This window comes from Paractinoplanes abujensis (genome assembly GCF_014204895.1).
Classification (GTDB): domain Bacteria; phylum Actinomycetota; class Actinomycetes; order Mycobacteriales; family Micromonosporaceae; genus Actinoplanes; species Actinoplanes abujensis.
The window spans coordinates 3,810,621-3,822,994 of sequence record NZ_JACHMF010000001.1 but is presented as its reverse complement, the minus strand read 5'-3'; the positions used below and the strand labels follow the sequence as shown (position 1 = coordinate 3,822,994).

13 protein-coding genes are annotated in these 12,374 nt (G+C 70.6%); 5 read left to right on the top strand and 8 right to left on the bottom strand.

The window, feature by feature from the left end:
• Positions 1-14 precede the first annotated feature (14 nt).
• A complete protein-coding gene (locus tag BKA14_RS17010) occupies positions 15-599 on the top strand; it encodes a hypothetical protein (protein ID WP_184951910.1) in 585 nt (194 codons plus the stop codon).
• Positions 600-602: 3 nt separating this feature from the next.
• Here BKA14_RS17010 and BKA14_RS17005 read toward each other — a convergent pair whose 3' ends face one another.
• Positions 603-1,187, bottom strand: coding sequence for a hypothetical protein (locus BKA14_RS17005; RefSeq protein WP_184951909.1), 585 nt, complete (start codon positions 1,185-1,187; stop codon positions 603-605).
• A gap of 148 nt (positions 1,188-1,335) precedes the next feature.
• On the opposite strand from BKA14_RS17005, the gene BKA14_RS17000 reads away from it, so the two are divergent.
• Positions 1,336-2,316 carry an aldo/keto reductase gene (locus BKA14_RS17000; protein ID WP_184951908.1) on the top strand — a complete coding sequence of 327 codons (981 nt, stop codon included), beginning with the start codon at positions 1,336-1,338 and terminating at the stop codon, positions 2,314-2,316.
• A gap of 20 nt (positions 2,317-2,336) precedes the next feature.
• Positions 2,337-3,263, top strand: coding sequence for an NADP-dependent oxidoreductase (locus tag BKA14_RS16995; protein ID WP_184951907.1), 927 nt, complete (start codon positions 2,337-2,339; stop codon positions 3,261-3,263).
• A gap of 6 nt (positions 3,264-3,269) precedes the next feature.
• Here BKA14_RS16995 and BKA14_RS16990 read toward each other — a convergent pair whose 3' ends face one another.
• A complete protein-coding gene (locus BKA14_RS16990) occupies positions 3,270-4,175 on the bottom strand; it encodes a GGDEF domain-containing protein (RefSeq protein ID WP_184951906.1) in 906 nt (301 codons plus the stop codon).
• 298 nt (positions 4,176-4,473) lie between these two features.
• Between BKA14_RS16990 and BKA14_RS16985 the strand changes: the two genes are divergently transcribed.
• Positions 4,474-4,677, top strand: a complete 204-nt coding sequence (locus BKA14_RS16985) for a DUF397 domain-containing protein (protein ID WP_184951905.1) — start codon at positions 4,474-4,476, stop codon at positions 4,675-4,677.
• Positions 4,678-4,702: 25 nt separating this feature from the next.
• Here the strand turns inward: BKA14_RS16985 and BKA14_RS16980 are convergent, their stop codons facing one another.
• The 6 genes from BKA14_RS16980 to BKA14_RS16955 all read right to left on the bottom strand — a co-directional run bounded on the left by BKA14_RS16980 (position 4,703) and on the right by BKA14_RS16955 (position 10,899).
• Positions 4,703-5,500, bottom strand: coding sequence for a helix-turn-helix domain-containing protein (locus tag BKA14_RS16980; protein ID WP_275412406.1), 798 nt, complete (start codon positions 5,498-5,500; stop codon positions 4,703-4,705).
• Positions 5,501-5,816: 316 nt separating this feature from the next.
• The gene (locus BKA14_RS16975; protein ID WP_184951903.1) at positions 5,817-6,650 is read right to left on the bottom strand and encodes an SGNH/GDSL hydrolase family protein; all 834 of its coding nucleotides are present in this window, start codon (positions 6,648-6,650) and stop codon (positions 5,817-5,819) included.
• A 12-nt stretch (positions 6,651-6,662) separates the two neighbouring features.
• Positions 6,663-7,487 carry a carbohydrate ABC transporter permease gene (locus tag BKA14_RS16970; RefSeq protein ID WP_184951902.1) on the bottom strand — a complete coding sequence of 275 codons (825 nt, stop codon included), beginning with the start codon at positions 7,485-7,487 and terminating at the stop codon, positions 6,663-6,665.
• Complete coding sequence (locus tag BKA14_RS16965) at positions 7,484-8,395, bottom strand: carbohydrate ABC transporter permease (protein ID WP_184951901.1); 912 nt, start codon at positions 8,393-8,395, stop codon at positions 7,484-7,486. Before BKA14_RS16965 ends, BKA14_RS16970 begins: the two co-directional genes overlap by 4 nt.
• Before the next feature lie 2 nt (positions 8,396-8,397).
• Positions 8,398-9,738: an ABC transporter substrate-binding protein gene (locus tag BKA14_RS16960; RefSeq protein ID WP_239093619.1), complete on the bottom strand. Its 1,341-nt coding sequence runs from the start codon at positions 9,736-9,738 to the stop codon at positions 8,398-8,400.
• 168 nt (positions 9,739-9,906) lie between these two features.
• Complete coding sequence (locus tag BKA14_RS16955) at positions 9,907-10,899, bottom strand: LacI family DNA-binding transcriptional regulator (protein WP_184951900.1); 993 nt, start codon at positions 10,897-10,899, stop codon at positions 9,907-9,909.
• A gap of 111 nt (positions 10,900-11,010) precedes the next feature.
• On the opposite strand from BKA14_RS16955, the gene BKA14_RS16950 reads away from it, so the two are divergent.
• The gene (locus BKA14_RS16950) at positions 11,011-11,862 is read left to right on the top strand and encodes a hypothetical protein (protein WP_203722869.1); all 852 of its coding nucleotides are present in this window, start codon (positions 11,011-11,013) and stop codon (positions 11,860-11,862) included.
• The last annotated feature ends 512 nt before the right edge of the window (positions 11,863-12,374 follow it).

The window sequence follows — 12,374 nt, the reverse complement described above, 5'->3', positions numbered from 1 at the left end:
CCTAGAATCGCGGCATGCTGTTGTCGGATCGGCTTGTGCTGGAGCGGCAGCCGGTCCCCGGCCGGCTGCTGCCGCCGCCGCGCGCTCGCGAAGTCGTACGGGGCTATGCCTATCGGGTGACCTTCTGCGACCACGAGCAGCTGGCGGTGCTGCGCGACTTCGTGGCCGCGCTGGAGGTCGCCGAGCCGGAGCAGCCGGCCGCGCCACCCGGTGACCGCCCGATCGTGGCCGGCCTGCTGCGCAACCGTGGGTTCGGGCTCTACGAGCTGCCGTTCCTCGGGCTGTCGCGCAGCACCGTCAACAAGATGATGCGCAGCGACCGGAACTGGCCCACCCTCCGGCACCTCAAGCCGGTCGCCGACTTTCTCGACTGGCCGCTCGCCGAGCTGGCCGCGGTCGGTGAGGTGCCGATGGCGCCGATCGACGATCCGGTCTTCTCGAGCGTCTGCCGTCACGTCGGCGCGATCTACGCCGCGGCCGCCTTGCTGACCACGGAGCAACTCGTCCGGGTCGGCGCCGAGGCCGATCGCCTCAGCGCCCGCATCGACCACGGGGTCTGGCAACCCTTCGCCATGGTGACGCGCGACTGCGTCGCCTGAGCGCTAACCGACGGGGATCGGCTGTGGGGTGATGTCGGCGGCGGCCTTGCCGACCGGCGGCTTCTTGCGGTACTCCATCACGACCGACGTGTCGGCCTTCTTCTTGGGTGCGGTCTGCCAGCCGGACTTGATCTTCACGTACTTGCACGGCGACTTGAGCTGATACTTGGTCACCTTGTATCGGTAGCCGTCGGAGTAGAGGCGCAGCCGGCCCTGCCGCTTGCCCTTCGGGACCTTCTGCGAGATGGTCTGCGTGGTCGTGTTCGACCAGGAATACGTCACCGAGATGGCCAACGACGTCTCGGCCTTGGCCAGGATGATGCCGGCCTCCGCCTTCGCGGTGAACGTGCCACCGACCGTCCACCCCGTTGTCTTGCCCTTGGCGTAGGTGACGGTGGCGCCGGGGTCGGCCCAGGCGGTCTTGTAGCTGCCCGGCAGCAGCACCAGGCTCTTACTTGTCGTGGTGTACTTGTATTTCGGACCGTCGCAGACCGCGAACGCCGGCGTCGCAGGCGCGGCCACCGCGGCCAGCAGTCCGGCCGTCAACGACGCGACGAGCCCGCCGTGCACAGTCTTCTTCACCATCATCGTCCGGGATCTTCTTCCTGTCGAAAAACGCAGGCTGGTGCTTGACGGCAGAAACCTACGAACACGTCGCACATGCGGCGTACATTCGGCGCACACGCACCGCACGCGCCTTGACCTCGAGTGCACTCGAAGTGCCAGGCTGCGGAGCATGACTGAAGCGATGCCATCCCCGCTGGTGCTCGGCACGATGATGTTCGGCACCACCATCGACGAGACCACCTCGTACGCCCTGCTCGACCGCTTCGTCGAACGCGGTGGGGTGTGGCTGGACACCGCCGACTGCTACGCGTTCTGGGCCAGCGAGAACGGTCACGGTGGGGTCAGCGAGCGGGTGCTCGGGCGATGGCTTGCGGACCGGCCCGGCGTACGGGAGAAGGTGCGGATCGCGACCAAGGTGGGAGCCGAGCCGCTCGAGCCCGGTTCCTGGCCCGCGCGCCGCATGGGGTTGTCGCCCGGCGCGGTGCGGACGGCCTTCGCGGGCAGCCTCGACCGGCTCGGTGTCGATCGCGTCGACCTGCTGTGGCTGCACCAGGAGGACCGCTCGGTGCCGATCGAGGAGACCGTCGGCGCGCTCGACGGGCTGCCGGTCGACCGCTTCGGGGTCTCGAACCATCCGGCCTGGCTGGTCGAGCGAGGCCGCGCGCACGCCCGGACGATCGGGGCCCGGCCGTTCGACGCCTTGCAGCTCAACGCCACCTATCTCCGGCCCCGCCCGGGCACGCTGCCGCCGGGTGTGGCCCACCGCTTCGGCGTGCTCAGCGACGAACAGGCCGACTACGCCGCGGAGCACGGCATGGACGTGTGGGCCTACACGCCGCTGTTGTCGGGCGCGTACGACAACCCGGACAAGGACATCGCCGAGGTGTACGACCATCCGGGGAACACGGCTCGGCTGGCTGTGCTGGACGAGGTGGCCAAGGAGGCCGGCGCCACGCGCGGGCAGGTGGTGCTGGCCTGGATGCTGAGCCGCGGTCTGCGGCCGATGCTCGGTGGCAGCAAGCTGCACCAGCTCGACGCCGCCTTCGACGGTGTGGCACTGGAGCTGAGCGCGGATCAGGTGCAACGCCTCGACGACGTCGACCGTGCCGATTGGGCCGACCCGTACGCGCAGGGCTGGGCCCGTCAGTAGGTACGGTCTAGAGTGGACGCGTGCTGGGAGTCGTCGCGGCCGCGCTGGGCGGGCCTGAGGTGTTGCAGGTGACCGAGTTGCCCGAGCCCGAGGCGGGGCCGGGGCAGGTGGTGGTGCGGGTTCGCGCGGTGTGCGTGCATCCGGCTGACGTCGCCGCCACCACGGGGGAGATCCCGCTCGGGCCCGACGTGCCGCCGTTCCTGCCCGGGTGGGACATCGCCGGCGAGGTGGCGTCGGTCGGTCCTGGCGCCGCGGATTTCGCCGTGGGTGATCGGGTCGTCGGGATGATCCCGTGGTATGTGACCCGTGGTGCGCCGGGCGGTTACGCCGAGTTCGTGGCGGCCGACGCGGCCTGGTTGGTGCGGCTGCCGGACGAGCTCGACTTCGCGTCCGCGGCCACCGTGCCGCTCAACGCCCAGACCGCACACCAGGGGCTGGCGCTGGTGTCGTTGGCCCTGCTCCCGCCGGGCAGCAGCATTCTGGTCACCGGGGCCAGCGGTGGGGTCGGCGGTTTCGCCGTCCAGCTCGCCGTGCAGGCCGGCTACCGCGTCTTGGCGCAGGCCGCCCACGACGATGAGCAATGGGTGCGCGGTCTCGGCGCTCACGAGGTCGTTCCCCGTACGGTCGAGCTGTCCACGGTCGGGCCGGTCGCCGCGGTGTTCGACGCGGTCCCCGTCGGTGCGGCGGCCGCCGCCGCCGTGGAGGACAGGGGCGTCATCGTCGCGACCCGGCCCACGCCACCCATCGTTCCGGCCCGCGGCGTGCGTCAGGAGCTGCAACTCATCCGGCTCGACCGGGAGCTGCTGGCCGACTTGGTGGGCCAGGTGGCGGCGGGGCGGCTGCGCACGCGCGTGGCGGACACGATGCCGTTGACCGAAGCGGCCGACGCCCACCGGCGCGTGCTGGCCGGTGGCCTGCACGGGAAGGTCGTGCTGACGGCGAACTGACGGCCGTCAGGTGGAGGAGTCCAGATACGGGTCGGCCTCGGCGCGGATCGTGAGGCCGCTCGTGGGGATCGTGTCGACCATCGTGCCGGCGCCGTTCGGGCAGCGGTAGCGGACCAGGGCCGCCCATTCGCAGGCGCTCTCGACCACGCCGGCCCGGCGGGCGCCGTTGCGGTGCACCCACACCGGGTCGCCCGGGCGGCACGTCATTGCCGGTTCCGCGGCGTACGTCCCGATGTGGTCGCCGTTCCCGGTGGCCACGACCCACGTGATGCCGGCGGTGCCGGTGGCTTTCGCGTGTCGTTTGGCGCTGAACATCGCCTGGTCCGCGCGGCGCAGCAGGTCGGGCAGGTCTTCCGTGCGTCCGGCCGGTACGACGCCGATCGAGGCGGTGACCGACAGGATGCGTCCCCGTACGTCCATCGGGGTGGCGATCGCCGCGCTCAGTGAGCCGGCCACCTCGTGCCACCACGTCTGCGGGACGTCGGCGTACGGGGCGCGCGGCAGGGCGGCGAACTCGTCACCGCCGAGCCGGGCCACCAGGTGGTCGCCGAGGCAGGTGGCCATGCGCCGGGCGACGATGCGCAGGACCTCGTCGCCGGCGTCATGCCCGTACGTGTCGTTGATCGGCTTGAACCCGTTGAGGTCGAGGATCACGACGGCCGGCGAATGACCGCCGTCGCGCAGCAGTTGCGGTGCGAGCGTCTGGAAGAGGCGGCGGTTGGCCAGTCCGGTGAGCTCGTCGTGGCCGGCCATCCATCGCAGGGAGGCGCGCTCCTGCTCCAGCAGCTGAACGTGCGCGGCGAGCTGGTCGATGCGCGCTTGAAGACGGGCGACCTCGGACCCCGTACGCAGTTGAGCGTTCTCGGGCAGGGCGCCGCCGGTGTCGGCGGCTGCAGGATCGAGGATCCGCATCGGCCGTCCTCTCAGAACTGCGGCGGACCAGCTGGAGTTGGGTGGAGCGACGGCGACGGGTCGCCGAGCGCCACAGAGGAATCATGACAGTCGCCTCGGGGCCGTGCAAGATTTCACGAAGACAGGTGTCACGGTGACAGGATGCATCCGAGCCGATTTTCGGCTACTCTGAGTGCCGCCACTTTCGTGGTGAAAGAGTCGCGCGTGCACTTTGATGTTGATTTCGCACGTCAGATGGATGTCGGATCGGTGGCACGCCAGTTACGCACAGCAAGCAACTCCAGGGGGAGGGGCGCTGATGAGCAGCGACAGCTGGATTATTTCCAGCAGGTCCACGGGCAACGGCGGCAGTTGCGTCGAGGCCCGCCGCCAGGACGGCCTCATCGAGGTCCGCAACAGCAAGGCCCGCGAGGCCGGCACCGTGGTGTTCACGACCGAGGAGTGGGACTCGTTCCTGTTCGGCGCCAAGCGCGGCGAGTTCGACCAGCTCCTGACCGACTGATCGGATCACGCCGTACGGCTGGCGGTTACCGGAATTCTCCGACCGGTACGGAATCTTTGCTGATCAAGTCGAAGATCCGCCGGTATTCGTCCACTTCGACCTGCTCCTCGAGGTAGAGCGCGCCGACGTGGGATTCGAGGTAGACCACGTCCGGATCGTCCGGGTCGTCGAACTCGAGTATCCGGAAGGCGCCCGCCATTGCCGCGTGCGCCCCGACCGAGAACGGCAGTACCCGGATGTCGACTGTGTCCTGCTCGGACAGTCGCCGCAGATACTCGATCTGCCCCTTCATCACCTGCTCGCCACCGACCGGGCGGGTCAACGCTCCCTCGCCGAGCACCGTCACGAGACGGACCGGTGGGGTGCGGGCGAAGAGCGTCCTCTGCCGCTGCATGCGCAGATTGATATGGCGCTCGGCGAGTTCCGGATCGACCGGCTGCTCGGCGCCGAAGATGGCTCGCGCGTAATCCGGGGTCTGCAGTTCGCCCGGAACCACCTCTCCGTCGTAGCCGGCCATCCGGGACGCGGACGCCTCCAGCCCGACGTACAGCTTGAACCACTCGGGGATCACCGGGCTGGCGTCCCACCACTCCTGCTGCGAGGTGCCCAGCGCGAGGTCGGCCAGCGCGTCGGTGATGCTCTGGTCGGCGCCGTAGAGCCAGCACAGCGCGCGGACGTTGGCCCCGGTGACCGGCACCTTGCCCGTCTCGATGCGGTGCAGCGTCGGCTCGGAGATGCCGAGCCGGGCCTCCACCACATCACGCCGGCTCATGCCGGATGCGGTGCGCAGCCGCGTCAACCGCCGCCCCAACGCGCGCCGCACGACGCGTTGGCCTGTGACCGGCACGCCTAACCTCCGCCTGACCGAGCATGTGGACGGTGATTAACGTACCCGCAACGCCGCGTTGCCGACAGACGACCCGTCGTTGCTGCCCCGAACGAGCCCGGAATCAGACACCGGATCGTCGGGCGCAGCGGGTGCGATCGCCCTCCGACGCCTGCCGCTCGATACGCCTGTCGTTCGGCCGGAGGTCCCGGCGTCCGACCATGAGAACTGCGCTCAGCCCGCACAACTCCGCGCGCAAGAGATGCCGCCGGGACTTCGTCGCCCACGGAAGAGCTCAGCCGTGCCCGACCGGCTACCGCGGCCCCGTGCTGAGGTGTTCGGCGATGAGCGTGAGGATCCGGCGCTGACCCGCCGCCGACGGGTGCACCCCGTCGGCCTCCAGGAACACGTCCGGGTCCTCGGCCCGGGTTGCCGTGTGCAGGTCGAGGCAGGCCGGAGCGACCTTACGGGTGATCGCGGCGATGTCGGCGATGTCGGCCGCGTGCCACCGGACCGGGGCGTCCGCGAACGTGGCGTCGGCGCGGCTCTGGTCGACGACGGGTGGGGTGATCGCCGTGACCGTGGCGCCCAGAGACGTGATCAGGTCGATCAGGGCGCGCAGGTTGCGTTCGAACTCAGGACTGGTGGCCATCCGGTAGCCGGTGGTGCGCCCGTGCGTACGGACGTCGTTGGTGCCCAGCATGAGCAGGACGTGGCCGGGCCGCGCGGCCTCGAGCAGGTCGAACCGTTCCAGCACGTCGGCCGTGGTGTTGCCGCTGACGCCCAGGTTCACCGTGGAGTGCGCCGGCAGGGCCGCGGCCAGCAGCTCGAACCAGCCGACGCGGTCGGCCGTGATCGAGTCGCCGACCGCGACGACCCGGTCCTGCGGGCGGAACGGCAGAGCCTCGAGCAGAGCCCGGAAGTGCTGGTCGGTGAGCATCTCGGTCGCGGTGTCGCGTGCCTGCCGGGCCAGCTCCGCGGCCACGGCCCGTACGGTGGGCGCCGGCCAGCCGATCATCTGGGCCAGCAGCTCGTCGTGCAGGTCGTCAGGGACCGGGAAGCGCTGCAGCAGCGGCCAGCGCTGGGTGCGGGTGTACCGGATGAAGGTCCGGCGTTCGGTGTCGGTGAGTTCTGGCGTGGTCGTCATGGGTGCCGCCCGTCAGCCCTTGAGGGAGCCTTGCAGCAGCGCGGCCACGAACCGGCGCTGGAAGATCAGGAACACGGCCAGGGTGGGCGCGAGGATGAGCAGCGAACCCGCGCACAGCAGCGGGATGTCGGTGCCCCACTGGCCTTGGAAGGCGCCCAGCGCGCCGGCCATCGTCCGTTTCGCCGGGTCGTCGACCAGCACGATGGCCAGCAGGAACTGGTTCCACGTCCAGAGGAAGAGCAGGATCGCCAGCGACGACAGGGCCGGGCGGGCCAGCGGGACGTGGACGTGCCGGAACAGCTGCCAGGTGCCGGCGCCGTCGAGGCGCGCGGCCTCGGAGAGGTCCTCGGGCATGGTGACGAAGTGGGCCCGCATCCAGAGCACCGAGAACGGCATGAACAGGCCGATCAGCGGGAGGATGATCGCCCAGCGGGTGTTGAGCAGGCCCATGTCGCGGATCTGGTAGTACAGCGGCGTGATGATGCCCTCGAAGGGCAGGGTCAGGCCGAGCACGAAGATGAGGAAGCCGATGCGGTGCCCGGGCATCCGCAGGTGGCCGAAGGCGAAACCGGCCATGGTGCCGAGCAGCAACGAGACCGGCACGACGCCGGCCACGATCAGGGCGCTGGAGAGCAGCAGCTCACCCATGCGCGCGGACCGGAACGCGTCGGCGAAGTTGCCCCACTGCGGGCTGTCCGGCCACGACAACCCGTCCGGGTAGGTGCCCGAGGGGTGCAGGGCGGTGACGAACAGGCTGATGAAGGGCACCACGGTGATCACCATCAGCAGGACCAGGAGGGTGCGCCCGATCAGGGTCTCCCGGCGGTTGACGATCATCGGTTGCCGTCCCTGGTGAAGCGTTGGATGGGCAGGACACAGACCAGCACGAGCAGCACGAGCACGACGGCGAGCGCGGACGCCTGGCCCACCTCGCGCTCGGAGAAGGCGAGATAGAAGATCTCCAGGCCGGGGACCATGGTGGAGTTGCCCGGTCCGCCCTGGGTGGCGATGTAGACGATGTCGAAGCTGGCCAGCGCGGCGATCACGGTGACCGTGACGCAGACGCCGATCTCCTGGCGCAGACTGGGCAGCGTGATGGCGAAGAACTCGCGGATCGGCCCGGCGCCGTCGAGCCGGGCCGACTCGTAGAGGGCCGGGTCGATCTTGCTCATGCCGGCCAGCAGGAGCAGCGTGCACAGGCCGACCAGCACCCAGGCGCCGATCACGCCGACCGCCGGCAGCGCCGTGCTGAAGTCGCCGAGCCACGCGCGGGTCACGCCCTGCAGCCCCACCGCGGACAACAGCTCGTTGGCCAGCCCGGTCGTGGACAGCAGCCAGGTCCACATGATGCCCGCCGCGACCAGCGGGATGACCTGCGGCAGGAACAGCACGGTGCGGGCGACCAGGGCGAGCCGGCTGGTCGCGATGCCGCGGATGGTGGCCGCCACGAACAGGCCCAGCGTCACCGGGATCAGGCTGAAGAACAGGATCAGCTCGAACGCGTGCAGGATCGTCGCCAGCTGCTCGGGCTCGGTGAACAGCCGGGTGTAGTTCTGCAGCCCCACCCACGTCGACGCGCCGATCCCGTTCCAGTCGTAGAACGAGTACTGGACGGTGAGCAGCAGCGGCCGCAGCACGAAGACGGCGTACATGATGGCCGCGGGGGCCGCGAACAGCCAGCCCAGCCAGGCGCCGGGGCGACGCGTACGACGCCCCGGGCGCGCGGATCCGGTTCTCGTCGCCACGGTCAGTCCTTGACCTGACTCTCGTAGTCCTTCTGCACCGACTTGAGCAGCGCGTCCGGTGTCTGCTGGCCGGCCGCGAGCTTCTGCAGCTGCGGCGTCCAGCTCTTGGCGTAGATGGCGCCGGTGGCGTTGGCGATGAAGTCCATCGCGCCGTTGTCCTGGGCGATGGTGGCGCCCGCGGTCAGCGTCGCGGCCGTCACGGTGCCTTCCTGGACCGGCGGCATGTAGGCGTCTGACGGGCCCATCGGGTGCGAGCCGCCGACCTTGACGGCGATGTCGCGGGCCTGCTGGTTGGTGGCCACCCAGTTGAGGAAGAACGCGGCGCAGTCGGCGTGCGCGGCCTTGGCGCTGATGCCGTACGTCAGCGGGGCCGACATCGCGGCCCGCTTGCCGCCCGCGTTCAGCGGCGGCATGAGGAAGAAGCCGGCGTTACCGGCCATCTGCTTGTCGAGGTTGCCCGACTCCCAGTCGCCGTCGAACATGAACAGCGCCTTGCCGCCGATGAACCGGCTCATCATGGTGGCGTAGTCCTGCGAGTTGATGTCGGAGGCGAAGTATCCGGCCTTGATCCACCGCTCCAGGTGCTGAGTGGCCTGCAGATTGCTCGGCGTGTCGATGGTCGCGCCGGACTTCTGGTAGATCCAGTCGTTGATCGGCCCGGGTTCCCCGTACGCCGCCATGAGGTTCTGCAGCGGGAAGGCGAGACCACCGGTGGCGCCGCCGTTGAACTGGTTGATCGGCACCAGGCCGGCCGCCTTCGCCTTCTGCAGGACGGTGTCCAGCTCGGCCAGCGTGGCCGGCGGCTCGGTCATGCCGATCTGCGCGGCCAGCTTCTTGTTGTAGAAGACGCCGGTCATGCTGAAGTTCAGGCCCTGCGCGTAGAGCGGGCCGTCGCCCCGCTGACCGTTGCTGCCGACCCGCATCTGCTCCAGCTGCGAGGCCGGCCACTTGTCCCATCCGTAGGCCTGGGCGTAGCCGTCCATCGACTTGAGCAGGCCGTCCTTGACGAGCTCGGAGACCTGCGGCAGGCGCATGAGGTCCGGCGGGTCGTCGGCCAGCACGCGCGGCGCGTTCTGGGTGATCACCGCGAACTGGTCCTCGCGGATGTCCCACTTGACGTTCGGGAACTGCTTGGTGAACTCGTCGGCGAGCTGCTTGGGCAGGGGGAAACCGGTCTCGAAGTACCCCTCGAGGGTCACCGGGCCGGTGCCGCAGGAGGTCGTCAGGGCCGCGGCGCTGCCGGAGGGGCCGGGCGAGGAGCTGGAGTCGCTTCCGGGCGCGCTGCAAGCCGCCGCGGTCAGCAGGCCGGCGCAGGCCAGCACCGCCAGGACAGGACGTTTCATATGGTCAGCGAACACTTTTTATCTCCTGGGATGGGTGAATCCCGGCCGGGAGGTGTGGCCCGGGTGCGTTACAAGCACGAAACCGCATGGCAAAGTGGCTGTCAAGAGATTCTATAGAAGCACTTTTTTCCCGTACGGCGGCGAGTCCGCGTACGAATGAAGACCAGCTCAGGTCGTGGATCGAGCGATCAGGCGGACGTCGAGCACGGTGGTCGAGCGCAGATCGGACCCGCCGAGGTGCCCCAGCAGCACGCTCAGCGCGGTGCTGCCGGACTCCTCGAACGGCTGGCGCACTGTGGTCAGGTCGGCCGCCACTGCCATCTCGCCGTCGTCGAAACCCATCACGGCCACGTCCTGCGGCACCCGCAACCCACGGTCCCGGGCCGCGAGCAGGACACCGATCGCGAGCGCGTCATGGTGCGCCATGATCGCCGTCGGCCGGTCGGCCGCATCGAGCAGGGCAGCGGCGGCGCGGCGGCCGTTGTCGACCGAGTTGTCGCTGCGAGCCACGGTGACCGAACCGCCGGCCGCGGCGATCACCTCGCGGAAGCCGGCCAGCCGCTTGATCGCCTGCGACTCGTAGTCCGAGACCTGCCGCTCGAGCAGATAACCGACGTGGCGGTGACCGCGCTCGCGCAGATGCTCCGCCGCCGTCCGGCCGCCCGCATGGTCGTCGATCATCACCCGGCTGAACAGCGCGCTGTCGGCGTCGACGGCCACCGTGGGCAGGCGCCGCTCCCGCAGCCGGTCGGCGATGGCGTCCTCGATGCGCAGACCCATCACGACCAGCCCGTCGAGCCGTCCGTGGACCGGCATGCTGGCCAGCACCGGCGAGGAGGCCAGCGCGGCCGACTCGTGGTCGAACACCAGCACGTCGATCTCGAGCTCGGTGGCCGCCGTCAGCAGGCCGGACAACCGGCGCAGATACGACCCGTACGAGGTGAACGGGGCCATCACGCCGATCCGGCCGGTGCCCCGCCGGGCCAGGCTGACCGCCTGCACCTTGGGGACGAAACCCAGCGCGTCGACGGCCGCCAGCACCCGTTCCCGCGTCTCCCGGCTCACCCGGTCCGGCTTGTTGAGTACGTTGGAGACGGTCGAGATGCTGACCCCGGCACGGTCGGCGACCTCGTAGATGGTGACTCGATGACCCGCCGCCAACGCTCCAGCCCCGCTTCCGGCGGGCGCACCGACCCGGGCCCGCACCGCTTCAAATGCTTTGCTGGAAGCACTCTACATGGCCTTCCCAGCACCGGCGGCGACAGTCGACCGGTGGTCCTCGGCCTGGCCGGCGCGCTGGGGTCGGCGCTCTGCTACGGCGTCGCCTCGACCCTGCAGGCCCTGGCCGCGCGGCTCACGGCGCCGGCCGGAGGCCTGGATCCGCGCCTGCTGGTGCGGCTCGCCCGATCGTGGCGATACGTGCTGGGCCTGGTCCTCGACGGCGCGGCCTTCCTGCTCTCGCTGGCCGCCCTGCGGACCCTGCCGCTGTTCGTCGTGCAGCCGATCGTGGCGAGCTTCCTGGCCGTCACCGCGGTTCTGGGGGCCCTGGTCGGCAAGCTGCCGCTGCGGCGAAGCGACAAGATCGGCATCGCCGTCGTGGTGGCGGGCCTTGCCCTGATCGGTCTCGCCGCGACCGGCGACTCCCCGCGACCCGTCCCCGCTGCCGTCAGCTGGGCCGTTCTGCTCACGGCGATCCTGCTCGTCGCGGTGGCCCTCCCGCTCGGCCGGCTGCCGGGCCCGCGCGGCGCGGCGGCCCTCGGGGCTGTCGCCGGCGCCGGGTTCGCCGTGGTCGCGGTGGCCACCCGCACGCTGCCGGCCCCGCTGACGCTCGGCGGCGTGCTCGCCGATCCGGCGGCCTACGGGCTGCTCATCGGCGGGGCGGTCGCCATGCTGGCCTACCCGACCGCGCTGCAACGCGGCTCCGTGACCCTGGCGACGGCGCCGCTCGTCGTCCTGGAGACCGTCCTGCCGGCCGCGGCCGGTCTGCTCCTGCTGGGCGGCACGACCCGGCCGGGCTGGGGCGCGGTGGCCGCGGCCGGCTTCGTGACGGCCGTCGCCGGGGCGCTGAGCCTGGCCCGGCACGGCGAACTCCAGCCCGGACGTCCCGCGCGAGGCCCCCGGTAAGCACCCCGGCCGGGCGCGCCTCAGGGCGCCCGCGCCGACCAGGTGACGGCGATGGCGCGGGGACGGGCCGGGTGCCCTCCGCGGAGCCGGCCGTGGCCCGTTGCGGCGCGTAACCGGGCGGCTGCCGGGGTGCGGCCGGCAACGGCTTGAACGGCACGACCGTACGCTCCACGGGCTGGCCCGAGGCCTGCTCGCGCAGCCCGCCGAACCCCCTCGACGATCGCCGGCCGGGCCCCGGCCGGCGAGGCCAGGTGCAACCCGTGGCGACAGAGCTGGACGTACGGCGCCCGCAGCATCAGCGGCTCACCCGGATGCTCCGGGGTGAAGTCCCGCGGCGCGTACCGATGAAACCGGTGGACTGCTGTTGCACGCCGAGCCGGTCGTCGCAGGGGAGGTGCGCCGCGTGCCACGACGCGATGCCGTCGACCTCGCCGGCCTGACGGCGTACGGGTGGGCGGCGAGCTGTGTGACCGCGAACACGGCACCTCCGGCGAGCTTCCAGCACGTCGCTC

Excerpts from the sequence above, each read along its gene's own strand:
- BKA14_RS16985 (WP_184951905.1), top strand. The coding sequence starts at position 4,474 with ATGAGCAGCGACAGCTGGATTATTTCCAGCAGGTCCACGGGCAACGGC.
- BKA14_RS16975 (WP_184951903.1), bottom strand. The coding sequence starts at position 6,650 with ATGACGACCACGCCAGAACTCACCGACACCGAACGCCGGACCTTCATC.
- BKA14_RS17000 (WP_184951908.1), top strand. The coding sequence starts at position 1,336 with ATGACTGAAGCGATGCCATCCCCGCTGGTGCTCGGCACGATGATGTTC.
- BKA14_RS16970 (WP_184951902.1), bottom strand. The coding sequence starts at position 7,487 with ATGATCGTCAACCGCCGGGAGACCCTGATCGGGCGCACCCTCCTGGTC.
- BKA14_RS16960 (WP_239093619.1), bottom strand. The coding sequence starts at position 9,738 with ATGAAACGTCCTGTCCTGGCGGTGCTGGCCTGCGCCGGCCTGCTGACC.
- BKA14_RS17005 (WP_184951909.1), bottom strand. The coding sequence starts at position 1,187 with ATGATGGTGAAGAAGACTGTGCACGGCGGGCTCGTCGCGTCGTTGACG.
- BKA14_RS17010 (WP_184951910.1), top strand. The coding sequence starts at position 15 with ATGCTGTTGTCGGATCGGCTTGTGCTGGAGCGGCAGCCGGTCCCCGGC.
- BKA14_RS16990 (WP_184951906.1), bottom strand. The coding sequence starts at position 4,175 with ATGCGGATCCTCGATCCTGCAGCCGCCGACACCGGCGGCGCCCTGCCC.